Annotated in this window: 21 protein-coding genes; 7 read left to right on the top strand and 14 right to left on the bottom strand. The window is 72.7% G+C overall.

Features of this window, described 5'->3' with window-relative positions; all coding sequences use genetic code 11:
• Positions 1-107: 107 nt before the first annotated feature.
• Positions 108-731, top strand: a complete 624-nt coding sequence (locus ACWDBE_RS32595) for a VanZ family protein (protein WP_449788247.1) — start codon at positions 108-110, stop codon at positions 729-731.
• Here the strand turns inward: ACWDBE_RS32595 and ACWDBE_RS32590 are convergent.
• Positions 701-1,381 (bottom strand): PhzF family phenazine biosynthesis protein, encoded by a 681-nt coding sequence (locus ACWDBE_RS32590; protein ID WP_449809719.1) that lies wholly within the window; start codon positions 1,379-1,381, stop codon positions 701-703. The genes ACWDBE_RS32595 and ACWDBE_RS32590 overlap by 31 nt on opposite strands.
• A 147-nt stretch (positions 1,382-1,528) precedes the next feature.
• Here ACWDBE_RS32590 and ACWDBE_RS32585 point away from each other — a divergent pair, with 147 nt between their 5' ends.
• Positions 1,529-2,137, top strand: coding sequence for a hypothetical protein (locus tag ACWDBE_RS32585; protein ID WP_449809718.1), 609 nt, complete (start codon positions 1,529-1,531; stop codon positions 2,135-2,137).
• 87 nt (positions 2,138-2,224) lie between these two features.
• Here ACWDBE_RS32585 and ACWDBE_RS32580 read toward each other — a convergent pair whose 3' ends face one another.
• Entirely contained in the window at positions 2,225-3,601 is a 1,377-nt protein-coding gene (locus tag ACWDBE_RS32580) for a hypothetical protein (RefSeq protein ID WP_449809717.1), read from the bottom strand.
• Between the two features lie 350 nt (positions 3,602-3,951).
• Between ACWDBE_RS32580 and ACWDBE_RS32575 the strand changes: the two genes are divergently transcribed.
• Entirely contained in the window at positions 3,952-4,137 is a 186-nt protein-coding gene (locus tag ACWDBE_RS32575) for a PspC domain-containing protein (protein WP_350735952.1), read from the top strand.
• 64 nt (positions 4,138-4,201) lie between these two features.
• Here ACWDBE_RS32575 and ACWDBE_RS32570 read toward each other — a convergent pair whose 3' ends face one another.
• From ACWDBE_RS32570 to ACWDBE_RS32560, 3 genes are all read right to left on the bottom strand, one after another.
• The gene (locus tag ACWDBE_RS32570) at positions 4,202-4,573 is read right to left on the bottom strand and encodes an ATP-binding protein (protein WP_449788243.1); all 372 of its coding nucleotides are present in this window, start codon (positions 4,571-4,573) and stop codon (positions 4,202-4,204) included.
• A gap of 226 nt (positions 4,574-4,799) precedes the next feature.
• Complete coding sequence (locus ACWDBE_RS32565) at positions 4,800-5,957, bottom strand: adenosine deaminase (protein ID WP_449788242.1); 1,158 nt, start codon at positions 5,955-5,957, stop codon at positions 4,800-4,802.
• A gap of 130 nt (positions 5,958-6,087) precedes the next feature.
• A complete protein-coding gene (locus tag ACWDBE_RS32560; RefSeq protein WP_449788241.1) occupies positions 6,088-7,056 on the bottom strand; it encodes a LysR family transcriptional regulator in 969 nt (322 codons plus the stop codon).
• 92 nt (positions 7,057-7,148) lie between these two features.
• Between ACWDBE_RS32560 and ACWDBE_RS32555 the strand changes: the two genes are divergently transcribed.
• The gene (locus ACWDBE_RS32555) at positions 7,149-8,441 is read left to right on the top strand and encodes an MFS transporter (RefSeq protein WP_449809716.1); all 1,293 of its coding nucleotides are present in this window, start codon (positions 7,149-7,151) and stop codon (positions 8,439-8,441) included.
• A 53-nt stretch (positions 8,442-8,494) separates the two neighbouring features.
• Here ACWDBE_RS32555 and ACWDBE_RS32550 read toward each other — a convergent pair whose 3' ends face one another.
• The 9 genes from ACWDBE_RS32550 to ACWDBE_RS32510 all read right to left on the bottom strand — a co-directional run bounded on the left by ACWDBE_RS32550 (position 8,495) and on the right by ACWDBE_RS32510 (position 19,315).
• Positions 8,495-8,650 (bottom strand): hypothetical protein, encoded by a 156-nt coding sequence (locus ACWDBE_RS32550; protein WP_449788239.1) that lies wholly within the window; start codon positions 8,648-8,650, stop codon positions 8,495-8,497.
• Between the two features lie 209 nt (positions 8,651-8,859).
• The gene (locus ACWDBE_RS32545; RefSeq protein WP_449788238.1) at positions 8,860-10,137 is read right to left on the bottom strand and encodes a thymidine phosphorylase; all 1,278 of its coding nucleotides are present in this window, start codon (positions 10,135-10,137) and stop codon (positions 8,860-8,862) included.
• A gap of 96 nt (positions 10,138-10,233) precedes the next feature.
• Positions 10,234-10,644, bottom strand: coding sequence for a cytidine deaminase (locus ACWDBE_RS32540; protein WP_449788237.1), 411 nt, complete (start codon positions 10,642-10,644; stop codon positions 10,234-10,236).
• Complete coding sequence (locus tag ACWDBE_RS32535; RefSeq protein WP_449788236.1) at positions 10,641-11,906, bottom strand: ABC transporter permease; 1,266 nt, start codon at positions 11,904-11,906, stop codon at positions 10,641-10,643. The genes ACWDBE_RS32540 and ACWDBE_RS32535 overlap by 4 nt, the downstream gene beginning before the upstream one ends.
• Positions 11,903-13,063: an ABC transporter permease gene (locus tag ACWDBE_RS32530; RefSeq protein ID WP_449788235.1), complete on the bottom strand. Its 1,161-nt coding sequence runs from the start codon at positions 13,061-13,063 to the stop codon at positions 11,903-11,905. The genes ACWDBE_RS32535 and ACWDBE_RS32530 overlap by 4 nt, the downstream gene beginning before the upstream one ends.
• A 3-nt stretch (positions 13,064-13,066) precedes the next feature.
• Positions 13,067-14,593 carry an ABC transporter ATP-binding protein gene (locus ACWDBE_RS32525; protein ID WP_449788304.1) on the bottom strand — a complete coding sequence of 509 codons (1,527 nt, stop codon included), beginning with the start codon at positions 14,591-14,593 and terminating at the stop codon, positions 13,067-13,069.
• Between the two features lie 346 nt (positions 14,594-14,939).
• Positions 14,940-16,001 carry a BMP family lipoprotein gene (locus ACWDBE_RS32520; protein WP_449788234.1) on the bottom strand — a complete coding sequence of 354 codons (1,062 nt, stop codon included), beginning with the start codon at positions 15,999-16,001 and terminating at the stop codon, positions 14,940-14,942.
• Positions 16,002-16,259: 258 nt separating this feature from the next.
• On the bottom strand, positions 16,260-17,513 hold the full coding sequence (locus ACWDBE_RS32515; protein ID WP_392867138.1) for an amidohydrolase: 1,254 nt from the start codon (positions 17,511-17,513) through the stop codon (positions 16,260-16,262).
• Between the two features lie 212 nt (positions 17,514-17,725).
• The gene (locus ACWDBE_RS32510; protein ID WP_449788233.1) at positions 17,726-19,315 is read right to left on the bottom strand and encodes an acyl-CoA mutase large subunit family protein; all 1,590 of its coding nucleotides are present in this window, start codon (positions 19,313-19,315) and stop codon (positions 17,726-17,728) included.
• Between the two features lie 134 nt (positions 19,316-19,449).
• Here ACWDBE_RS32510 and ACWDBE_RS32505 point away from each other — a divergent pair, with 134 nt between their 5' ends.
• From ACWDBE_RS32505 to ACWDBE_RS32495, 3 genes are all read left to right on the top strand, one after another.
• Positions 19,450-20,205 carry an SDR family oxidoreductase gene (locus ACWDBE_RS32505; RefSeq protein ID WP_449788232.1) on the top strand — a complete coding sequence of 252 codons (756 nt, stop codon included), beginning with the start codon at positions 19,450-19,452 and terminating at the stop codon, positions 20,203-20,205.
• Positions 20,206-20,279: 74 nt separating this feature from the next.
• Positions 20,280-21,929, top strand: coding sequence for an alpha/beta hydrolase (locus tag ACWDBE_RS32500; protein WP_449809715.1), 1,650 nt, complete (start codon positions 20,280-20,282; stop codon positions 21,927-21,929).
• A gap of 281 nt (positions 21,930-22,210) precedes the next feature.
• Positions 22,211-22,696, top strand: coding sequence for a 2-oxo-4-hydroxy-4-carboxy-5-ureidoimidazoline decarboxylase (locus tag ACWDBE_RS32495; RefSeq protein ID WP_449788230.1), 486 nt, complete (start codon positions 22,211-22,213; stop codon positions 22,694-22,696).
• Positions 22,697-22,845: the final 149 nt, after the last annotated feature.

Genomic DNA, 22,845 nt, shown 5'->3' with positions numbered 1-22,845 from the left:
CGCCGGGAAGGGCGCGGAGAGGGGCGGGGAACGAGCTCAAGGGCGCGTTTGGGAATGTTCACGCCGGGTGTGGAACCGACGTGGCGTCGGACCACGTCCTTCCCCCCGTGCAGCGAGATGGCACCAGGACACGCGAAGAGCGTTCCGGCGCGGGGAACGAGAAGAGCCCGGCGGCGGCCGTCCACCGTCCCCTCCGGTGGGCCGGGCTGGCGGGCCTCACCGGCCATCTGGCGCTGGTCCTCTGGCTGGTGCTGAGACCGCTGCCGGTGGCCTGGGTGTACGACGCCAACCTGACGCCGCTCGCCTCGCTCCGCTCCTCCAGCGGCTGGCAGGTGGTCGGCGAGCTCCTGCTGCTGGCCCCGCTCGGCGTCCTGCTGCCACTGGCCGGCGGCCGGCTCCGGGCCCCCTGGCTGCCGTCCTTCCTGCGCACCACCGGCGTCTCCGCGCTGCTGGCGACCGCGCTGGAGTTCCTCTCCTCCTGGGCGCCCGGGCACGTCCTCAACGTGGACCACATCCTGCTCGCCGTGGTCGGCGTGGCCGTCGTCCACCTCGCGCTCGTCCCCGGCCTGCGGCACCTGCTGCGGGACCGGCGGCCGCGGGCGCCCCGGCTGACGGTGCTCTCCGTGCCGCCGGTGGCCGCCGCGTCGGCCGTGGCCGTGGCCCCGCTCGCGGCCGTCGCGCCCGCCGCCCGCCGCCGCGCCTACGCGGAGCCGACCCCGCCGGTCGGCTGAGCCGGGCGCGGGGCGCGGACCACCCGGCCGCCGACCTCGACCAGCCCGCCCGGACGCGGTCCGGCCAGCAACTGCGAGCCCCGCCCCTGGGTGACGGTCAGCGCCCGGCCGAGGCGCGCGGCCAGCAGCAGGGCGGCCGCACCCGTCGCCTCGTCCTCGTCGATCCCGTCCCCCCGCCCGGGGAAGGCCCGGGCCCGCACGGTACCGGCCGTCTCGTCCTGCCAGGCCCAGGCGTAGACCCACTCCCCCGGCGGCGGCACCTCCAGGGCCTCCACCTCGGCCGCCAAGCCGTACTGCCGCAGCGTGCGCGGCGGGGCCCACTCCGGGCGGGCCTCGATCCGGGTCAGCCCGCCCTCGCGCCGCACCGCCACCTCGCCGGCCGCCGTGACCAGCCGGTCCACCCCGAGCAGCCAGGCGGCGCCCACGCACGGGTGGCCGGCGAACGGCAGCCGCACCGACGGGGCGTAGATGTCGATCTCCCCGCGCTCCGGGTCGTCGACGAACACCGTCTCGCTGAAGCCGAGTTCGTGTGCGATCCGCTGCCGGTCCGCGCGCTCCGGCACGGCGGCGCCGTCGCGCACCACTCCGAGCGCGTTCCCGTGACTCCCGTCCGGCCCGCAAAAGACCCGCAGCACCTCAAACTCCGTCATTTCCCACCTCACCCACTCCCGTTCCGGCACAGCGCAATGACACCGTGACACAAAGGCGGAGGCGAATGTCGGCCGCCTCCAGTACTGTGCGCTCTCGTCCCCGAACGGTGCCCGCCGTTTTCCGTCTTCCCCTCCCAGGAAACCCCCTTGAACAATCTCGACTTCAGCGCCGAACCGCTCTTCTCCTGGTACGTCGTGCTGCTGGCGCTCAGCGGCGTCATCATGGTGGCCCTCGGGGCCGCCTCCGGCGGACTGAAGGTCGGCCTGCGCATCCTCAACGTGGTCATCGGCCTCGGGCTCCTGGGGTACGCCTACTACCTGGCGTTCGTCTTCGAGGGCGGCACGTACACCATCTTCTTCAAGGTGTTCATCCTGCCGATCGGCATGATCGTCGCCTCGGTGAAGGCGATCGTCGAGCGCAGCAACGCCAAGCAGCAGCCCGCCCGGGCGGCGGCCCCGTTCGACCCCAACGCGCCGCAGGGGGCGTTCAACCCGGGCGCGCCGTTCAACCCCAACGCCCCGCAGGCGCCGTTCAACCCGGGCGCCCCGCAGGCGCCGTACGCCCAGCAGCCGGGTGCGATCGTCCCGCCGGTCGCACCGCAGGCCACCCCGCAGGCCGCCCCGCCGGTCGCGCCGCAGGCCGCTCCGCCCGCGCAGCCGCAGGGCGGCTCGCCCTACCAGCCGGGCGTCCCGCCGCAGCCGGTGGCGGACAACCCGTACGCCCAGCCGCAGCCGCCGCAGAACCCGGTCGGCTGACGCGCCGCACCCTCCGTACGAACGCCGGAAGGCCCGTCCGTCACCCGCCGCCGAGCGGTGACGGACGGGCCTTCCGGCGTCTTCGGGTCAGTTCCCGGTGCCGCTCCGCACGCGGTTGCGGCGCCACGCCACCACCAGGATGCCGAGGCCGAGGGCGATCGCGGTCGCACCGGTGATCGCCATCGGCTCCGTCGAGCCACCGCCGGTGGAGGCCAGCCGGGGGTCCGCGGCCGGGGCCGCGGCGGCGACCACCGGCGCGCCGACCGCCGCCGGGCTCGGCGCCACGGCGGTGGCCTGGGCGACCGGGAGGACCGGGGCGCCGGCGGTCTCGGACTCGGTCGACACCGGGGCGACCGGGGCCGCGGAGGTGGGCCCCGGCGTCCGGGTGGCACTGGGAGCCGCCGCGGTCACGATCGTGAAGTCGGCCTTCTGGCTGGACACCACGGTCGCGCTCTCGCCGGGGCCGGGCAGGCTGCCCGCCATGGCCACCAGCGACTCGAGACGGGCCGACGCGTCCTTGGTGAAGGACAGCCGGACGTTGATCGTGTGGGTACCGCCCTTCGGCAGGGCGAACTCGTCCGAGCTCATGTCGCCCGGCCGGAGGTTCATGTAGAGCCAGGTCGGGTGCTCCGAGTTGCCGCCGGGGCCGCCCGGCAGCCAGGCCCCGTCCGGCCCCTGGTACTCGAACCTGACCGTCTCGAAGGGGAGTTCGGTCACCCCCTGGAACACGACCGTGGGCATGACCCGGAGGTCCTTGCCGCTGGTGTTGGTGAAGACCAGCTTGAACGGCTTCGCCTCGCCGCCCGCCGTGAAGGTGGTGGGCACCCCGACGAGCCTGATGTCGGCCGCGGCGGCGGGTGTGGCCGCCGGCGTGGTCGGCGTGACCGCCGGAGCGATCACCGTGTTCGTCCGCTCGCTCTGGGCGAAGCCGCTCCGCTGCTCCCGCGGCACGGTGGGGTCATCGACGTTGGCGTTGAAGCCCAGGCTCACCCGGCCGGCCGGGGCCTCGGCGGCGACGGTGAGCCGCAGCCGGTAGACCGCCTCGGCGCCCGCCGCCAGGTGCAGCGTGGCCGACCGGTCGATCTCCCAGAAGGCGCCGACGCTCGCGGCGTTCACCGTGGCGTCCTGCCACTGCGCACCGCCGGGCGGCTGGTACTCCAGCTTGAAGTGGCTCTGCCTGGTGCCGGCGCCGGTGTCGCCGACGACGAAGGCGGAGGACAGCACGTCCACCTGGTGGTCGGCGGTGTTCCCGAGCCTCGCGGTGAACTCCACCGGCGCGCCACCCGCCTTGACGGTGGCGGGCGCGCCGCCGAGCACGACCGTGACCGGCGAGGGCTGGATCCGGGTGCCCCGCACGAGCGCGACGGCCTCCGAGGCGGCGAAGGCGGCCGGGGCCTCGACGACGGCCAGGCCGGAGGCCAGCGAGACGGCGGCGGCCGCGGCCAGGAATCTGCGATGCCGCATGCGAAATCCAACCTCACGAGAGAATTCGGACAGAACCCAACAGGACGTGAAATCGCTTGCAGGAGAGGTTTTTCCACAACAAAGTCGGGCTTTTCGTCCGCCCCCCGGCCGACCGCGATCGGCAGCATCCTACCGAGCCCCGTCCGGGGGTCCGGACGGGCCCGGCCGGATATTCGGCCCGCCCCCCGGGGTGACCCTGAGGACGACCCCGACTTCCGGCTACGACTCCCCGGTGACCCTTCGGGGTGGGGAATCACCTGCCGGGCGGAGGACCGGGGGCCGCCGGCGGCGGAGCATGGAAACAGCCCACCGGACCGGCCGGACCGGGCCGCCACCGTAGGGAGACCGTCATGAGTGCCCGCCTCGCCCGTCCCCGCCACAACCGTGTCATCGCCGGCGTCTGCGCCGGGATCGCCGAACGCTTCGGCCTGACCCCGTGGACCGTCCGGCTGATCTTCCTGCTCTCCTGCCTGCTGCCCGGCCCCCAGTTCCTGCTCTACCTGGCCCTCTGGGTGCTGCTCCCCCAGGAACCGTGACACACGGCGACGGGCCGCCCGCCCCGGAGTTCCCGGGGCGGGCGGCCCGTCGCCGTGCGGTGGTTCAGCCGGCCAGGCCGGGGAGGGCCGGGAGGGCGCCGGTCAGCCCGCCGAGCGGGGTCTTGTCCAGGCCCGGGACGGTCGGAAGGGCCGCGCGCTGCTGGGTGACGCCGGCCAGCGTGGTGTCGCCGGCGGGGACGGCCTGGCCGACGCTCGGGGCGAGGGTGCCGAGCGTCTCGGTCACCTTGCCGGTGGCGGGCAGCTTGGCGGCGGTGTCGGCGACCGCACTGCTCACGGCCGGGTTCGTCAACACGCCGGTGGGCAGCCCGAGGCCGCCGGCCGCCTGGCCGTCGGCCGCGGAGGCGGTACCGGCGCCGACCGCCGCGATGGCGATGCCGAGCGCCGCGGTGCCCGCGGCCTTGAGAGCCTGCTTCATGGTTGGTCCCCTTTGGGTCCTCGGTGGCCGACTGCACGCTCGGAACCGGCGAACGGACGACCGCCGCCGTGACGTGTCGGCAATGACGGGCACACGGTAGTGAGCCGGTCGCGTGGGAACCAAAGGGCGTTCACTCACCCGAGTGAGTAGTCGGATGAACGCCAATTCCCTTGAGAGAGCTGGCCGTTCATCCGACCGACTCGCGCCGGAGCGTCGCCCCGACGGCTCAGTTGCCGCCGGTGCCCGCGCTGAACAGCCACTCCGCCTTCAGCTCGGCGTAGCCCGGCTTGATCACGTCGTTGATCATCGCCAGCCGCTCGTCGAAAGGCAGGAACGCGGACTTCATCGCGTTCACCGTGAACCACTCCAGGTCACCCAGGGTGTAGCCGAAGGCCTCCACCACGTGGCCGAACTCCCGGCTCATGCTGGTACCGCTCATCAGCCGGTTGTCGGTGTTCACGGTGACCCGGAACTTCAGCCGGCTGAGCAGCCCGATCGGGTGCTCGGTGTACGAAGTGGCGGCACCGGTCTGGATGTTGGAGGTCGGGCACATCTCCAGCGGAATGCGCTTGTCGCGCACGTACGCGGCCAGCCGGCCGAGCTCGACCGTGCCGTCCTCGCCCACCGTGATGTCGTCGACGATCCGCACGCCGTGGCCGAGCCGGTCGGCGCCGCAGCACTGCAGGGCCTCCCAGATCGACGGCAGGCCGAAGGCCTCGCCCGCGTGGATGGTGAAGTGGTTGTTCTCGCCCTTGAGGTAGTCGAAGGCGGCCTGGTGGCGGGTGGGCGGGTAGCCGGCCTCGGCACCGGCGATGTCGAAGCCGACCACGCCCCCGTCCCGGTGTCGGTTGGCCAGTTCGGCGATCTCGGTGGAGCGCGCGGCGTGCCGCATCGCGGTCAGCAGGGTGCCGACGCGGATCCGGTGGCCGGCCGCACGGGCGTTGGCCTCGCCGAGGCGGAAGCCCTCCTGGACGGCCTCGACGACCTCGTCCAGGCTCAGTCCGGCCTCCAGGTGCTGCTCCGGGGCGTAGCGGACCTCGGCGTACACGACACCGTCGGCGGCCAGGTCCTCGGCGCAGTCCGCGGCGACCTTGACCAGCGCCTCACGGGTCTGCATCACGGCGCAGGTGTGCGCGAAGGTCTCCAGGTAGCGGACCAGCGAGCCGGAGTCGGCGGCCTCGCGGAACCACTCGCCGAGCTCCTTGGGGTCGGTGGTGGGCAGGCCCTGGTAGCCGCAGGCGGCGGCCAGTTCGACCACCGTCTCCGGGCGCAGCCCGCCGTCCAGGTGGTCGTGCAGGAGGACCTTCGGCGCGCGGCGGATCTGGTCGGCGGTGGGGATGCGCGGGCCGGTGCCCGCGGTGGTGACGGGGATCTGCTGTTCCATTGCGGAAATATAGCCCCTACGCGCGTAGACCGACCACCGCGAACACCGCCGGATGGTCCAAACTCCATCCGGAATTCCACCGGCCGGTCCATACGATCCACCAAAGCGCCACGCCACCGCGGCGACGGCCTCAGTCGTGCTGCAGCAACCGCCCGCGCCGGGACAGCACGAAGTCCCGGAACGCCCTGGCCGGCGGGGTCAGCGGCCGCCCCGCCGCCCAGGCCAGCCCGACCGCCCGCCGGGGGCGCGGCGCCGTCACCTCCAGCTCCACCACCCCCGGCCGCGGCACCAGGGCCGGCGGCAGTAGCGCCACCCCCAACCCGGCCGCCACCAGCCCGCGCAGCGTCTCCGCCTCCTCCCCCTCGAACGCCAGCCGGGGGACGAACCCGGCCTGCGCGCAGAACCCGTCCGTGAGCACGCGCAGCCCGTACCCCGGCTCCAGCCCGACGAACGGCTCCTCGGCCACCTCCGCCAGCCGGATCCGCCGCCGTCCGGCCAACCGGTGGTCCGCCGGGACGACCAGGTGCAGCAGCTGCTCGTCCAGCGGGCGGGCGGTGAACGCCGGGTCGTCCGGCGGCGGCGCCACCAGGCAGAGGTCCAACTCCCCGGCCCGCAGCCGCTCCAGCATCGCCGCGCCGTAGTCCTGCACCAGCTGGAACCGCACCCGCGGGTGCGCCGCGCGGAAGCCGCGCAGCAGCGCCGGCACCGCGTCCGGCCCCATCGTGTGCAGGAAGCCGAAGGCCACCAAGCCCACCTCCGGGTCCGCCTCCGCCCGGGCCGCCGCCGCACCCCGCTCGACCTCCGCCAGTGCCCGTTCCACCGAGGCCAGCAGCAACCGACCCGCCCTGGTCAGCCGGACGGTACGGCCCTGACGGGCCAGCAGGTCCACCCCCAGCTCCTCCTCCAGCCGGGCCACCGCGCGCGACAGCGTCGGCTGCGGCACCCCGAGCAGCGCGGCCGCCTGGGTCACGTGCTCCAACCGGGCCACCGCCGCGAACTGCGCCAGCCGGGGCGCCAGCAGCACGGCCGGCTCCTCCGGTCCCAACTCGGCCACCCGGTACCGCTGCTCGCCACCGTCCACCGCTTCCGGACCGGACATCCCGCCACCACCTCGACTCATGCACCAGTGCATCGATCATCCACGCTTCATGCATTGGACGCATCAACAACGGCAGGCCTACGGTCGACGTCATGCAGCCCTCCGATACCAGGGCGTCCGTGACCTCCCCGGACGCCCCCGCCACCGCCCCCTCCCCCGCCGCCACCGCGGACGACCGCCACCGCCCAGGCCAGCGCGCCTTCCGCCGCGCCAACCTCGCCCTGTTCGCCGCCGGGGTCGCGACCTTCGTCCTGCTCTACTCCACCCAGGGCCTGCTGCCGGTCCTCTCGGCCGACCTCGACCTCACCCCCGGCCAGGCCAGCTGGACCGCCTCCGCGGCCACCCTCGGCCTCGCCCTCGGGCTGCTCCCGGCCAGCGCGCTCTCCGACCGCCACGGCCGCACCGCCGTGATGACGGCCTCCACGCTCGCCGCCTCCGCGTTCGCCCTCGCCCTGCCCTTCGCGCCGGACCTCACCACCCTCGTCACCCTGAGGGTCCTCCAGGGCGTCGTCCTCGCCGGTCTCCCGGCCACCGCCATGGCCTACCTCGCCGAGGAGGTCCACCCCAGCGCGCTGCCCTCCGCGATGGGCCTGTACGTGGCCGGCAACAGCATCGGCGGGATGGGCGGCCGGCTGCTCTCCGGCTGGACCGCCGCCGGACTCGGCTGGCGCTGGGGCCTCGCCGCCTCCGCCGTCCTCGCCCTGCTCGCCACCCTCGCCTTCCGGCTGCTGATCCCCGCCGCCCGGCACTTCACCCCGGCCCCGGTGGACGCCCGCGCGCTCGCCCGGACGGTCGGACGGCACCTGCGCAACCCGCTGCTGGTGCGGTTGTACGCGCTCGGGATGCTGTTCATGGCGGTGTTCGGCGCGGTCTACAACACCGTCGGCTACCGGCTGATCGCCGCGCCGTTCCACCTGCCGGAGTCGATCGCCGCCTCGATCTTCGTGGTCTACCTGGTCGGCACCGGCACCTCCGCCGCGGCCGGACGGCTCTCCGGCCGGCTCGGCCGGAGAGGCGCCCTCTACGTCTCCATCGGCGTCACCACGGCCGGCCTGCTGCTCTCCCTCGCCGGGTCCCTGCTCTGCGCGCTGCTCGGCCTGGTCCTGATCACCGCCGGCTTCTTCGCCGGCCACGCCACCGCCTCCTCCGCGGTCGGCCGCACCGCCACCGAGGGCCGCGCCCAGGCCTCCGCCCTCTACCTGATCGCCTACTACCTCGGCAACAGCCTCGGCGGCACCCTCGGCGCCGACGCCTACCACGCCACCGGCTGGCCCGGCGCCGCCACCGTCGGCCTCGCCGCCATGGCCCTCGCCACCGCCGTCACCCTCCACGCCACCCACCGGGCCCACGCGGCCCGGCGGGCGGTACCCGCCGTCCGGGCCTGAGTACGCGAAGGAGCCCGTACCCGCCGGGCGGGTACGGGCTCCTCGACGTGCGCTCAGGCAGCCGGGGCCCGGAAGCGGACAGTGGCCTGGATGCCGGGCTCCACGTGGATGTCGAGCTCCGACTCCAGCACAGCCGCCAACCGCTGCAACGCGAGCCGGTAGGCGATCCACGGGGCGGCGGTCCCCAGCTCGAAGCGGAGCTCGCGCACCAGGCCGTCCGGACGGCGCGAGTACGGCTCGCCGAGCGTCGTCGGTCGTTCGGCCAGGAGATCGACGGCGCGTTCCGTCCTGCGGCAATGCCGGTCCGCAAGCGCGCTGAGCCGTTCCCGGACCTCAGGGTCCGATCTCGACCGTGGAGCGCGTGACTCCCATGTGCGGCAGCGCAGAGCACGCTGCCGCACATGCCGTCATCGCACGACTACGCGATGCGGTCGAGGACGATCGGGTTCGGGGTGAACGCCGTGCCCGCCGGGGCGACCTCGATGCCGCCGGCCAGGGCCTCGACGGCGTAGTCGAAGCGCTCCGGGGTGTCGGTGTGCAGGGTCAGCAGGGGCTGGCCGGCCACCACGGTGTCGCCGGGCTTGGCGTGCATCTCGACGCCGGCTCCGGCCTGGACCGGGTCCTCCTTGCGGGCCCGGCCGGCGCCCAGGCGCCAGGCGCAGACGCCGACGGCGTAGGCGTCCAGCGTGGTGAGCACGCCGGAGGCGGGCGCCGGGATGACGTGCTGCTCGCGGGCGACCGGGAGCGGGGCGTCGACGTCGCCGCCCTGGGCTGCGATCATGCGGCGCCAGTGGTCCATCGCGGAGCCGTCCCGCAGCGCGTCCGCAGGGTCCTTGCCCTGCACGCCGGCCGCGGCGAGCATCTCGCGGGCGAGCGCGAGGGTCAGCTCGACGACGTCGGCCGGGCCGCCGCCGGCGAGCACCTCCAGGGACTCCCGGACCTCCAGCGCGTTGCCCGCGGTGAGGCCGAGCGGGGTGGACATGTCGGTGAGCAGGGCGACGGTGTTGACCCCGGCGGTGGTGCCCAGGCCGACCATGGTGCGGGCGAGTTCGCGGGCGTCGTCCAGGTTCTTCATGAACGCCCCGGAGCCGACCTTGACGTCCAGGACCAGCGCGCCGGTGCCCTCGGCGATCTTCTTCGACATGATCGAGGAGGCGATCAGCGGGATGGCCTCGACGGTGCCGGTGACGTCGCGCAGCGCGTACAGCTTCTTGTCGGCCGGCGCGAGGCCGTCGCCCGCCGCGCAGATCACCGCGCCGGCGTCGCGCAGTACGCCCATCATCTCGTCGTTGGAGAGCAGGGCGCGCCAGCCGGGGATGGACTCCAGCTTGTCCAGGGTGCCGCCGGTGTGGCCGAGGCCGCGCCCGGAGAGCTGCGGGACGGCGGCGCCGCAGGCGGCGACCAGCGGGGCGAGCGGCAGGGTGATCTTGTCGCCGACGCCGCCGGTGGAGTGCTTGTCGCTGGTGGGCAGCGGCAGCGAGGAGAAGTCCATCCGGACGCCGGAGCGGATCATGGCGTCGGTCCAGCGGCTGATCTCGCGCGGCTGCATCCCGTTCAGCAGGATCGCCATCGCCAGCGCGGACATCTGCTCGTCGGCGACCTCACCACGGGTGTAGGCGTCGATGACCCAGTCGATCTGAGCGTCGCTCAGTTCTCCGCGATCGCGCTTGGTCCTGATGACGGAGATGGCGTCCATGCGTGCTCCAAGAGGGGTTTCAAAAGCGAAGAGTGTCGCGAGATGACCGGGTTCCGGCCCACTCGCGACACTCTACGCGCGTAACAGAAAGGGAAGCTAGAGCCGCTCCGGCCCGAACGCGTCGGGCAGGACCTCGCTCATCGGCTTGATGCCCGAGGGCAGTTCGATCAGCAGCCCAGGACCGCCGTGCTCGTACAGCAGCTGACGGCAGCGCCCGCACGGCATCAGCAGTTCGCCGGCGCCGTCCACGCAGGTGAAGGCGACCAGCCGGCCGCCCCCGGAGGAGTGCAGCGCGGACACCAGCCCGCACTCGGCGCACAGCGCGAGCCCGTACGAGGCGTTCTCCACGTTGCAGCCGGTGACCACCCGGCCGTCGTCCACCAGCGCGGCCGCGCCGACCGGGAACCCGCTGTACGGCGCGTACGCGTGGCCCATGGCCTCGCGCGCCGCCGAGCGCAGCAGCTCCCAGTCGATCGCGGACGGCGCCGCGGCCGCGGAGGCGGTCACTTGCCCTGGCCCTTGCGGTAGATCTGGCCGTCCGCCTTCGGCATCCGCAGTCGCTGCGAGGCCAGCGAGAGCACCACCAGGGTGATCACGTACGGCGTGGCGACGATCAGCGGGCGCTGCACCTCGTCGGTGAGCGAGTACCAGGCGATCAGACCGCCGGCCACCACGAAGGAGATCACCGTCGCGGTGTACTTGCGGCGGTACAGCTGCCACAGCGCGAGCAGGATCATCGCGATGCCCACGGTCAGGATCAGCACGTGCACCGACTCCGGGTCGCGCAGCTGGAGGCTGTCGGTGAAGCCGAACAGGCCGGCGCCCATGGCGAGGCCGCCGGGCATCCAGTTGCCGAAGATCATCGCCGCGAGGCCGATGAAGCCGCGCCCGAGGGTCTGGCCGTCCTTGTAGAAGTGCGCCGCGACCAGCGAGAGGTACGCCCCGCCGAGGCCGGCGAAGGCGCCGGAGGCGATGACCGCGAGGTACTTGTACTTGTAGACGTTGACGCCCAGCGACTCGGCGGCGGTCGGGTTCTCACCGCAGGAGCGCAGCCGCAGGCCGAACACCGTGCGCCAGAGCGCGAAGTAGCTGACCACGATCAGCGCGCCGGCCAGCAGCACGACCACCGAGATGTTGGTGACCAGGCCGCCGAGCACGCCCGCGACGTCCGAGACGAAGAACCAGTGGTGGCCCTCGATGTCCTTCAGCCAGGAGGACAGGCCCGGGATGGTGATGTACGGCAGCGGGTCCGCCGGCGGGGACTGGTTCTGGCCGGCACCGGCCGAGATGTAGTCCTTGTAGTAGATCCGGTTGACGTACGCGCAGATGCCGGGGATCAGCAGGTTGATGCCGACGCCGGAGACGATGTGGTCGACGCCGAAGGTGACGGTGACGACCGCGTGCAGCAGGCCGCCGAGCGCCCCGCCCAGCATGCCGGCCAGCAGGCCGACCCACGGGTTGACCAGGTAGCCCGCCCAGGCACCGCAGAAGGTGCCGGCGACCATCATGCCCTCGAGGCCGATGTTGACCACACCGGCCCGCTCGGACCAGAGACCGCCCAGACCGGCCATGCCGATCGGCACGGCGGCGCTGAGCGCCGCGGTGACCTGCCCGGAGGAGGTCAGCGAGTGGTTGCCGGTGGCCATGCCCACGGCGGAGAACAGCACCAGGGCGCCCGCGATCAGCAGGAGCACCACCGGCCAGGACAGCTTGCGCTTCTTCGCGGGTGCGCCCGACGCCTTCGGACGGGCAGCCGTTGCCGTGCTCATGCGGACACCTCCTTCTTCTCGTTGGCCGCGGCAGCCTGGGCGGCGAGCTGGGCGCCGACCTTCTGCTGCTGGCGCTTCAGGCCGTAGCGCCGCACCAGCTCGTACGCGACGACGACGCAGATGACGATGGTGCCCTTCATGACGTCGACGATCTCGAAGGGGAAGCCGCCCTTGAGCGGCAGCTGGGAGCCGGCGGCGTCCAGGAAGGCGAACAGCAGCGCCGCGAAGGCCATGCCGATCGGGCTGTTGCGGCCGAGCAGGGCGATCGAGATGCCCAGGAAGCCCAGGCCGGGTTGGAAGCTCTGGCCGAAGTAGTACGAGTTCTGCATCAGCTCGGGCAGGCCGATCAGACCGGCGATCGCACCGGAGACCGCCATCGAGATGATGACCATCTTCTTGACGTTGACGCCGGAGGCGGTCGCGGCGGACTCCGAGCGGCCGGTGGCGCGCAGGTCGAAGCCGAAGCGGGTGCGGGTCAGCACGACCTGGAAGACCACGCCGACCAGGGCGGCGATGAAGATGAAGCCCCAGAGGGTGCCACCGTTCGTCTCGAACGCGAAGAAGTGGCTGGACTGCGAGATCGGCTCGGTCTGGACCGAGTTGCTGGTGCCGCTGACCTTCGGCGCGAAGATGCCGGGGACGAGCAGCAGACCGATGATCGCCACCGCGATCGAGTTCAGCATGATGGTCGAGATGACCTCGCTGACGCCGCGGTAGACCTTCAGCAGACCGGCGATGCTCGCGTACAGGCCGCCGACCAGCATGGCGGTGACCAGCAGCAGCGGGATCTGGAGGAAGGCCGGCAGGTCGAGCTGGGCGCCGACGAAGGCCGCGAACAGCGCCGCGACCTTGTACTGGCCCTCGACGCCGATGTTGAACAGGTTCATCCGGAACCCGAACGCGGCGGCCGCCGCGGCCAGGTAGTACGTGGTGGAGCGGTTGAGGATGTTCACCTGGCCGTCAGCCTTGGTGGCGTACGTGATCATCACGTCCCAGGCGTCGAACGGGTTCTTGCCCGAGGTCGCCAGCAGGACGGAACAGATCGCGACGGAGAGCACGACCGCGAGCACCGGCGCCGCCAGTGCGAGCACGATCCGCTCACCGCTGAACCGCTGCGCCAGGCCGGACTTGGCCGCGGCGGGGTTGGGACTGGTCATGGGTTACTCCCCCGCCTGCGGGTCGTCGGCGGTGTCGGTGTGCGGGTGCCCGGCCTCGGCCTCGGTGCCCTCGGCCGCGACGGCCTGCGCCTCGGCGACGGCCTCCGGCTCGGACTCCAGGTGGCCGCTGGCGGCACCGGTCATCGCGGTGCCGAGGTCCTCGGCGGTGACGGTGGCCGGGTCGGCGTCGGCGACCAGGCGGCCGCGGTAGATCACCCGGATGGTGTCGGACAGGCCGATCAGCTCGTCCAGGTCCGCGGAGATCAGCAGGACGGCCAGGCCGGCCCGCTGGGCGACCCGGATGTGCTCCCAGATCTGCGCCTGCGCGCCGACGTCCACACCGCGGGTGGGGTGGGCGGCGATCAGCAGCTTGGGCTGGTGGCTCATCTCGCGGCCGATGATCAGCTTCTGCTGGTTGCCGCCGGAGAGCGAGGCCGCGGTGACCTCGATGCCGGGGGTGCGGACGTCGTACTCCTGGACGATCCGCCAGGTGTCCGTACGGGCGGCGGCCGGGTCCAGCAGCACGCCCTTGGAGTTGGGCTCCTCGGTGACGTGGCCGAGGATGCGGTTCTCCCAGAGCGGGGCCTCCAGCAGCAGGCCGTGCTTGTGGCGGTCCTCGGGGATGTAGCCGATGCCGGCCTCGCGGCGGGCCCGGGTCAGGCTGCCCGAGAGGTCCTTGCCGTCCAGGGTGACGGTGCCGGCGTTCAGCGGCAGCATCCCCATGACGGCCTCGACCAGCTCGGCCTGGCCGTTGCCCTCGACACCGGCGATGCCGAGGATCTCGCCCTTGTGGATGCGCAGCGAGATGTCGTCCAGGACGACGCGCTCGATGCCCTCGGCGTCGGTCTTGGCGATCCGCAGGTTCTCGACGTCGAGCATCACGGTCTCGGTGACGGTCGACTCGCGGCTCTCCGGGGAGGGCAGCTCGGCGCCGACCATCAGCTCGGCGAGCTGGCGGGCGGTGACGGCCTTCGGGTCGGCGTCGCCGACCGTGGTGCCGCGCCGGATGACGCTGATCGCGTCGGCCACCGCCAGCACCTCGTGCAGCTTGTGCGAGATGAAGATGACGGTGACGCCCTCGGACTTGAGGTCGCGCAGGTTGTCGAAGAGCGCGTCGACCTCCTGCGGGACGAGCACGGCCGTGGGCTCGTCGAGGATCAGGATCTTGGCGCCGCGGTACAGCACCTTGAGGATCTCGACGCGCTGGCGGTCGGCGACGCCGAGGTCCTCGACCAGGGCGTCCGGGCGCACGCCCAGGCCGTACTGGTCGGAGATCTCCTTGATCTTCGCCTTCGCCTTGGCGCCGATGCCGTGGAGCTTCTCGCCGCCGAGGACGACGTTCTCCCACACCGTGAGGTTGTCGGCGAGCATGAAGTGCTGGTGCACCATGCCGACGCCGCGGGAGATGGCGTCACCGGGGGTGTTGAACTCGCACAGCTCGCCGTTGATCGCGATGGTGCCCTCGTCCGGCTTCTGCATGCCGTAGAGGATCTTCATCAGCGTCGACTTGCCGGCGCCGTTCTCGCCCATCAGGGCGTGCACGGTGCCGGTGCGGACGGTGAGGTTGATGTCGTGGTTGGCCACGACACCCGGGAAGCGCTTGGTGATGCCGCGCAGTTCGACGGCCGGTGTCGCCGTCCCCGCGCTGGGGGTGCCGTCCTTGCGCAGGGGGACGGGGTCGGATGCGGTGATGGCGATCTCCTGGTGGTCTGGAGGCGCGTCGTTGCGCACGGAGGGCCAAGGGGGGAACGTGGAGACGGAACGGGGCCCGGGGGTACGCGTTGAGCGCACCCTTCCGGGCCCCTCCCGTGAACTGTGCGGTTGCACCGCGCTGCCGGCAGGCGGCAGGCGCTGCGGCGTCCGGGACGCGCGGTCGTTACTGGGCGGCCGGCGCGGTCGGGATCGTGGTGGCGCCGGACTTGATCGCGTCGGCGGCGGCCTTCAGCTTGTCCTGGATGTCGTCGATCTTGCCGCCGGTGGTGGCGAGCGAGACGCCGTCGGCCTTCAGGTCGAACAGCTTGACGCCGGTCGGGTTCTGGCCCTGCTTGACCGACTGGATGTACGAGAACACCGCGGTGTCGACGTTCTTGACCATCGAGGTCAGGATGCTGCCCTTGTACTTCGCCAGGGCCGGCTGGCTGGCCTGGTCGGAGTCGACGCCGATGGCCAGGGCGCCCTGCTTGTTGGCGACGGCCTCGATGGCGCCGTTGCCGGAGGAACCGGCGGCGGTGTAGATGACGTCCGCGCCCTTGTCGAGCTGGCCCTGGGCGGCCTCCTTGCCCTTGTCGGGCGAGGAGAAGCCGGTGAAGTCCGGCGGGGTGGTCAGGTAGGTGGTCTCGATCGCCATGTTCGGGTCGACGGACTTCACACCCGCCTTGAAGCCGGCCTCGAACTTCTTGATCAGCTCGGACTGCACACCGCCGATGAAGCCGACGTGCTTGGCCTTCGACTTGTTCGCGGCGGCGACACCGGCCAGGTACGAACCCTCCTGCTCGGCGAAGAGCAGCGAGGTGACGTTGGCCGGCTGGTCCTTGTCGTTCGAGTCGATGATCGCGAACTTGACGTTCGGGTTGTCCTTGGCGACCTTGTTGACCGCCGGCTGGTACACGAAGCCGACCGCGATGATCGTCTTGTAACCCGAGTCGATCAGGTTCTTGAGGCGGGTCTCCTTGTCGGCCTCGGCCTCGCCCTGCTTGGCCTCGGCCTCGGTCACGGCGACGCCCAGCTCGGACTTGGCCTTGTCGAGGCCACGGGCGGCGGAGTCGTTGAACGACTGGTCGCCACGGCCGCCGATGTCGTAGGCCATGCCGACCTTGAGCGAACCGTCGCCCGAGCCGGAGGAGGAGGTGTCGGTGCTCTTTGCGCCGCAAGCGGCGAGCGAGGCCATGCCCAGGGAACCCGAGAGCACAACCGCGGCGAGCTTCATTGAACGGCGCAAGGGGATATCTCCTTCTACACGCAACCGTTTGGCGTGGTCGGACGCCACCGTAACGCGCGTAGAACACGGTTGTGTTACGGGGTGCCAGAGCATTCGGGTTGTTATCAAACCGTGGTCTGATGTTCTTCCTGAGGCTCTATCCCATGCGCGGACGGTGATCCGGGGGGTCGGTTCGCCCAGTTTACGGAACCGTTCCTGCACCCCCGGATCCGGCCGTTTCCGCCCCCCTCGCGGGCCGCGCCGACCCCGGATCCGCCGTCAGCTGCCGTCCGCCTCCAGGGCCAGCGCCGAGAACAGCTCCACGCCGATTCCGATCGCCCGTTCGTCCACGTCGAACCGCCCCTGGTGCAGGTCCCGGACGGTGGGGTCGCCGGGGGCGCGGACGCCGAGCCGGGCCAGCGCGCCCGGGGCGTGCTCCAGGTACCAGGAGAAGTCCTCGCCGCCCAGGCTCTGCTCGGTGCCCTCCACCACCACGGCGCCGTCCCCGCCGAAGCGGTCGTTCATCGCCTCGTCCAGCAGGGCCACCGAGACCGCCTCGTTGACCACCGGCGGCACCCCGCGGTGGTAGTCCAGCGTCCACTTGGCCCGGTAGGTCTCGGCCAGCTTGGCGATCAGCTCGTGCAGCAGGTCCGGCGCCTCGCGCCAGCCGTCCAGCTCCAGGCAGCGGACGGTGCCCTCCAGCTCGGCGTGCTGCGGGATCACGTTGGGTGCGGAGCCGGAGGCGATCCGCCCCCAGACCAGGCTGACGCCCCAGCGCGGGTCCATCCGGCGGGCCAGCGCGCCCGGGAGGTCGGCGGCCGTCTTGGCGACCGCGGTGACCAGGTCGGTGGTCAGGTGCGGACGGGCGGTGTGCCCGCCGGGGCCGTCCAGGTGGAGCACCAGGCGGTCGCAGGCCGAGGTGATCGCCCCGACCCGCAGCGCGATCCGGCCGACCTCCACCTTCGGGTCGCAGTGCACCGCGAAGATCCGCCCGACCCCCGCCATCCCGCCGGCCTTGATCACGTCCAGCGCACCGCCCGGCATGACCTCCTCGGCGGGCTGGAACACCAGCCGGACGGGGCGGCGCAGTTCGCCGGTGCGGACGGCCTCGGCCAGCACCAGTCCGGTGCCGAGCACCACCGAGGTGTGCACGTCGTGGCCGCAGGCGTGGGCCCGGCCGGGCACGGTGGAGCGGTACGGCACGTCGGTCTTGGCGTCGTCGATCGGCAGCGCGTCGATGTCGGCGCGGAAGGCCAGGAACTCCGTCCCCGGGGTGGTGCCGGGCGGGACGATGTCGACGAGCAGACCGGTGCCGCCGGGCAGCACCCGGGGTTCGAGGCCGGCGGCCACCAGCCGGTCGCGCAGCAGCCCGGTGGTACGGAACTCCTGGCGGCCCAGCTCCGGGTGCCGGTGCAGATCACGGCGGAAGGCGATCAGCTCGGGCTCCAGCGCCCGGACCCGCTCGCGCAGATCGGCGGCGGGACGTGCGACGGCGAGAGTGGCGCCCGGCTGAGCGGGCTCAGGACGGTTCATCTCCCCAATCGTAGGCCTGTTGGGGGGATTTGGCCCGACTTCCGGAAAATTAGTCCCCGGATGGGCGCATACCGGCCGGACACGTGGGTATGACATCTTGTTTCAGCCGCCTTCCCCGAGTTGCGTGCCCTGTGCAACGACCACCCGCGCCGACGGTCACGGCCACCACCCCCGGGGCGAAACCGGCAGGTTGACGGCCGTTCAACGGGACGTCAGAAACGCTCCACCGGGGAGTACGTCCCCCACACCCCGCGCAGCGCGTCGCACACCTCGCCGACGGTGGCCCGGGCGGCCAGCGCCTCCTTCATCGGGTACAGCACGTTCCCCGTCCCCTCGGCGGTGCGGCGCAGCCCGTCCAGCGTCCGGGTGACGGCGCCGGCGGAGCGCTCGGCCCGCAGCCGGGCCAGCCGCCGCACCTGCCGCTCCTCGATCGCCGGGTCCACCCGCAGCGGCCGGTACGGCTCCTCCGTGTCCGACCGGAAGCGGTTGACGCCGACCACGGTCCGCTCCCCGGAGTCGGTCTCCCGCTGGAGCCGGTAGGCGGTGCGCTCGATCTCGCCCTTCTGGTAGCCGCGTTCGATCGCGGCCACCGCGCCGCCCTGCTCCTCGATCCGGTCCATCAGCACCCGGGCGGCGGCCTCCAGCTCGTCGGTGAGCGACTCGACGGCGTAGGAGCCGGCGAACGGGTCGACGGTGGCGGTCACGTCGGTCTCGTACGCGAGCACCTGCTGGGTGCGCAGGGCGAGCCGGGCGGCCTTCTCGGTGGGCAGCGCGATCGCCTCGTCGAAGCTGTTGGTGTGCAGCGACTGGGTGCCGCCGAGCACCGCGGCGAGCGCCTGCACGGTGACCCTGGCCAGGTTGACCTCGGGCTGCTGGGCGGTGAGCTGCACCCCCGCGGTCTGGGTGTGGAAGCGCAGCATCTGCGAGCGCGGGTCCCGGGCGCCGAATCCGTCCCGCATGATTCTGGCCCAAATCCTGCGCGCGGCGCGGAACTTGGCCACTTCCTCAAGAAGGGTCGTACGGGCCACGAAGAAGAACGAGAGCCGCGGGGCGAAGTCGTCCACGGCCATCCCGGCGGCGAGCGCGGTGCGGACGTACGCGATGCCGTTGGCCAGGGTGAAGGCGACCTCCTGCGCGGGATCGGCTCCGGCCTCGGCCATGTGGTAGCCGGAGATGGAGATGGTGTTCCAGCGCGGGATCTCGGCCCGGCAGTACCGGAACACGTCGGCGACCAGCCGCAGCGAGGGCTGCGGCGGGAAGATGTAGGTGCCGCGGGCGATGTACTCCTTCAACACGTCGTTCTGGACCGTGCCGGTGAGCGCCGCCGGCGCCACCCCCTGGGCCTCGCCGACCAGTTGGTAGAGGAGCAGGAGCAGCGCGGCGGGCGCGTTGATGGTCATCGAGGTGGACACCCCGTCGAGCGGGATGCCGTCGAACAGCTCGGCCATGTCCTCGACGCCGTCCACGGCGACTCCCACCTTGCCCACCTCCCCGGCGGCGAGCGGGGCGTCCGAGTCGTAGCCCATCTGGGTGGGCAGGTCGAAGGCCACCGAGAGGCCGGTGCCGCCGCCCGCGATCAGCTGCCGGTAGCGGGCGTTGGACTCGGCGGCGGTGCCGAAGCCCGCGTACTGGCGCATCGTCCAGGGGCGGCCGGTGTACATCGTCGGGTAGACGCCCCGGGTGTAGGGGTACTCCCCCGGCCGGCCCAGCCGGGCACCGGCGTCCCAGCCGGCCAGGGACTCGGGGCCGTACAGCGGCTCGATCTCGAAGCCCGACTCGGCGCGGCGCGGTTCGGCTGCCATGGAGGTCCTCCGGAGATGGGGATCGGGTCCTCGCACTATCGGGGTCCCCGCGGCGCGGAGGGCGACCGGCCCGCCGGGGCGGCGGCGCGGTTGAGATGATCGGGTGAACGACCGACCAGCCCCAGGGAGTGGCAATGACCGAGCAGAAGGTGGCCGTGGTCACCGGTGCCAGCAGCGGAATCGGCGCGGCGACCGCCCGCCGGCTGGCCGCCGAGGGCTTCGACGTGGTGCTGACCGCCCGCCGCACCGACCGCATCGAGGCGCTGGCCAAGGAGATCGCCGACCGGGGCGGGTCCGCCCGGGCGGTCACCCTGGACGTCACCGACCGGGCCGCGGTGGACGCCTTCGCGGCCGCGGTCGGCCGGGTGGACGTCCTGGTGAACAACGCCGGCGGCGCGATCGGCGCGGAGACCGTCGAGCAGGGCGACCCGGCCGACTGGCGGGCGATGTACGAGGTGAACGTGCTCGGCGTGCTGCACGTGACGCAGGCCCTGCTGCCGGCCCTGCGGGCGACCGGCGACGGCACGGTGCTGGTGCTCTCCTCGACCGCCGCGCTGGCCGCGTACGAGGGCGGCGGCGGGTACGTCGCCGCCAAGCACGCCGCGCACACCGTCGCGGCCACGCTGCGGCTGGAGCTGTGCGGGGAGCCGATCCGGGTGATCGAGATCGCGCCCGGGATGGTGAAGTCCGAGGGCTTCGCGGTCACCCGGTTCCGCGGCGACGAGGAGAAGGCCGCCGCGGTGTACGCGGGCGTGGCCGAACCGCTCACCTCGGAGGACATCGCGGACACCGTGGCGTGGGCCGTCACCCGGCCGTCGCACGTGAACATCGACCTGCTGGTGGTCCGCCCCCGGGCGCAGGCCGCCAACCACAAGGTGCACCGCGGCTGAGCCGGACCGGGCGGGCGGCCCCGGGCCGGGGGGTCAAGATCGAACACGTCACCCCTCGGTGGTACACACGTGCGATGAGAACCTTCCGGGCCGCCCGCCCACGGGTGCTGCTGACCGCCCTGGCGGCAGGAACCCTGCTCCTCACCTCCGCCTGCGACGACGCCGCCAAGCCGGCCCGGGAGCAGGCCGCCGGCACCACCGCGCCCGCCGCCGCGACCCCCGCGGCCGCCCCCACGCCGACGCCCAAGCCCACCGGCGAGGCCGACCCGGCGCTCAAGCCCTTCTACGGCCAGCAGGTCGCCTGGGCCGACTGCCCGGCCGACCCGCAGGCCCAGAAGGCCAAGATCGACATATCCGGGATGCAGTGCGGCAAGCTGCACGTCCCGCTCGACTACGCCGACCCCGCCGTCGACGCGCTCGACATCGCGCTGATCAAGTACCCGGCCGCCAAGCCGGAGCAGCGGATCGGCTCGCTGATGGTCAACCCCGGCGGCCCCGGCGAGTCCGGCGTCGGGATGGTCAAGTTCGGCGCCAAGCAGTTCGCCGGCACCGTGCACGACCGCTTCGACGTGATCGGCTTCGACCCCCGCGGCACCGGCGACAGCTCCCCGGTCGTCTGCTACGACGACAAGCAGCACGACGCCCTCAACCAGACGGACGCCCCGCTCGACCCGGCCACCCGCAGGGCCGAGCACGTCAGGCAGGCCACCGAGCACGCCGCCGCCTGCCAGGCCAAGGCCGGCAAGCTGCTGCCCTTCGTCGGCACCCGCAACACCGCCCGCGACCTGGACGTGCTGCGCGCCGCGGTCGGCGACAAGCAGCTCAACTACCTCGGCATCTCCTACGGGACGTACCTCGGCGCGCTCTACGCCGAGGAGTTCCCGAAGAACACCGGCCGGCTGATCCTGGACGGCGCCGTCGACCCGGGCCAGGACCGGCTCGACCACGGGGTCGACCAGCAGGTCGGCTTCGAGAAGTCCTTCGAGCGCTTCGCCGTCGACTGCGTGGAGAACCACGCCGACACCTGCCCGCTCGGCAAGGACGGGACCAAGGCCGCCAAGAAGGCCGCCGACTTCCTCGACGGACTGTACAACCACCCGCTGACCACCAAGGACGGCCGCAAGCTCGGCCGCGACCAGGCCTGGACGGGCACCATCTCGCTGCTCTACGGCGACGAGAAGACCTCCTGGGAGTACCTGCGCAACTCCCTCGGCTGGGCGATGATGCGCGGCAAGGGCGACTACCTGCTGGCCTTCGCCGACGACTACAACGGCCGGGACGAGAACGGCCACTACAGCCCGGTGGACGAGGCCAACAGCGCGATCAGCTGCGCCGACGCCGCCCGCCCCGCGCCCACCCCCGAGCACGCCAAGGCCGCCGTGGACCGGCTGCTCGCCGAGGCGCCGCTGATCTCCAAGGGCGTCACGGTGGACGACTACAGCGAGGCCGGCTGCGCCTACTGGCCGTTCAAGACCACGGAGACGCCGCACACCGTCCGGGCCGAGGGCAGCGCGCCGATCCTGGTGGTCGGCACCACCGGTGACCCGGCCACCCCGTACGCCTCGGCCGAGGCGCTGGCCAAGGGCTTCGCCAACGCCACCCTGCTCACCCGCGTCGGCGAGGGCCACGGCGCCTTCGGCCGGGGCAACTCCTGCATCGACGAGGCCCTGGCGGCCTACCTGACCGCGGGCACGATGCCGGCCCCGGGCACCCGCTGCGGCTGAGCCGGGCCAGGTGGGGGAGGGCGCGCTGACGCAAGAGCGTCAACGTCACAACTTGATAGCTCGTCCGGATGAATTCGGCGCGCGCCCTCCCCAACTGATGATCGCTCAACTACCTTTGAGGCGCTGACCGACCGACGCCCGCGCGCCCCTCGCCAGCCCCCGTTCCGCCTGTTCACCACCCCACTCCACCGGCACCTTCCCGCCCTCACGAGGAGGACCCGCTGGCCAGCGAGATCCCGTCACAGCGGCTCGACGTCAGAACCGAGCCGACACTCCTCGGGTTGCACCGCTTCAACGAAGCCGACGCCGGCGCCGCCGAGGAGGCCCTGCTGGCCTGCTGCGGCAGCCACCGCTGGGCCCTGCGGCTCACCGCGCACCGGCCCTACCCCGACATAGCGTCCCTGCTGGCCGCCGCCAGCGAGGCCTCCTACGACCTCCGCCCGGCCGACCTGGCCGAGGCGCTGGCGGACGAGAGCTGGATGCCGCAGCCGCTGGTCGGCATGCGGGCCCCCGGCAGCCAGGCCGCGCACACCGCGCTGCGGGCGGCGCACGCCGCGTACGAGGCCAGGTTCGGCCACGTCTTCGTGGTCTGCCTGGAAGGGGTCGCCCCGGAGGAGATGCTCGACACCGTGCTCTCCTCCATCCGCACCCGCCTCGCCAACGACCCGGACGAGGAGCGGCTGATCTCGGCCGACGAACTCCGCCGGATCGCCCTCAGCCGGCTGGAGCACCTGGTCGCCACCCACACGGCGGCCGCGGCCCGCTAGGACTCACCCGCCCGGGGGGCTTCGCCCGCGAATCCACCCGGACGGGTGAGTCCGGTCCTCCTCGCGCCCCGCACCACCCGGTGCGGGGCGCGAGCATGCCGTCACCCATCGCGACGACCTCGGGTTTGGTTCCCGCCCCGCTAGGCCAG

The sequence above is a fragment of the Kitasatospora sp. NPDC001132 genome (assembly GCF_053598415.1).
This window is presented reverse-complemented; position numbering and strand designations above follow the sequence as displayed.

Coding starts and splice junctions, on each gene's coding strand:
- ACWDBE_RS32555 (WP_449809716.1), top strand. CDS start 7,149: ATGCAGCCCTCCGATACCAGGGCGTCCGTGACCTCCCCGGACGCCCCC.
- ACWDBE_RS32535 (WP_449788236.1), bottom strand. CDS start 11,906: ATGAGCACGGCAACGGCTGCCCGTCCGAAGGCGTCGGGCGCACCCGCG.
- ACWDBE_RS32570 (WP_449788243.1), bottom strand. CDS start 4,573: ATGAAGCAGGCTCTCAAGGCCGCGGGCACCGCGGCGCTCGGCATCGCC.
- ACWDBE_RS32580 (WP_449809717.1), bottom strand. CDS start 3,601: ATGCGGCATCGCAGATTCCTGGCCGCGGCCGCCGCCGTCTCGCTGGCC.
- ACWDBE_RS32560 (WP_449788241.1), bottom strand. CDS start 7,056: ATGTCCGGTCCGGAAGCGGTGGACGGTGGCGAGCAGCGGTACCGGGTG.
- ACWDBE_RS32545 (WP_449788238.1), bottom strand. CDS start 10,137: ATGGACGCCATCTCCGTCATCAGGACCAAGCGCGATCGCGGAGAACTG.
- ACWDBE_RS32505 (WP_449788232.1), top strand. CDS start 19,450: ATGACCGAGCAGAAGGTGGCCGTGGTCACCGGTGCCAGCAGCGGAATC.
- ACWDBE_RS32515 (WP_392867138.1), bottom strand. CDS start 17,513: ATGAACCGTCCTGAGCCCGCTCAGCCGGGCGCCACTCTCGCCGTCGCA.
- ACWDBE_RS32575 (WP_350735952.1), top strand. CDS start 3,952: ATGAGTGCCCGCCTCGCCCGTCCCCGCCACAACCGTGTCATCGCCGGC.
- ACWDBE_RS32565 (WP_449788242.1), bottom strand. CDS start 5,957: ATGGAACAGCAGATCCCCGTCACCACCGCGGGCACCGGCCCGCGCATC.
- ACWDBE_RS32590 (WP_449809719.1), bottom strand. CDS start 1,381: ATGACGGAGTTTGAGGTGCTGCGGGTCTTTTGCGGGCCGGACGGGAGT.
- ACWDBE_RS32525 (WP_449788304.1), bottom strand. CDS start 14,593: ATGGGCGAGAACGGCGCCGGCAAGTCGACGCTGATGAAGATCCTCTAC.
- ACWDBE_RS32510 (WP_449788233.1), bottom strand. CDS start 19,315: ATGGCAGCCGAACCGCGCCGCGCCGAGTCGGGCTTCGAGATCGAGCCG.
- ACWDBE_RS32530 (WP_449788235.1), bottom strand. CDS start 13,063: ATGACCAGTCCCAACCCCGCCGCGGCCAAGTCCGGCCTGGCGCAGCGG.
- ACWDBE_RS32500 (WP_449809715.1), top strand. CDS start 20,280: ATGAGAACCTTCCGGGCCGCCCGCCCACGGGTGCTGCTGACCGCCCTG.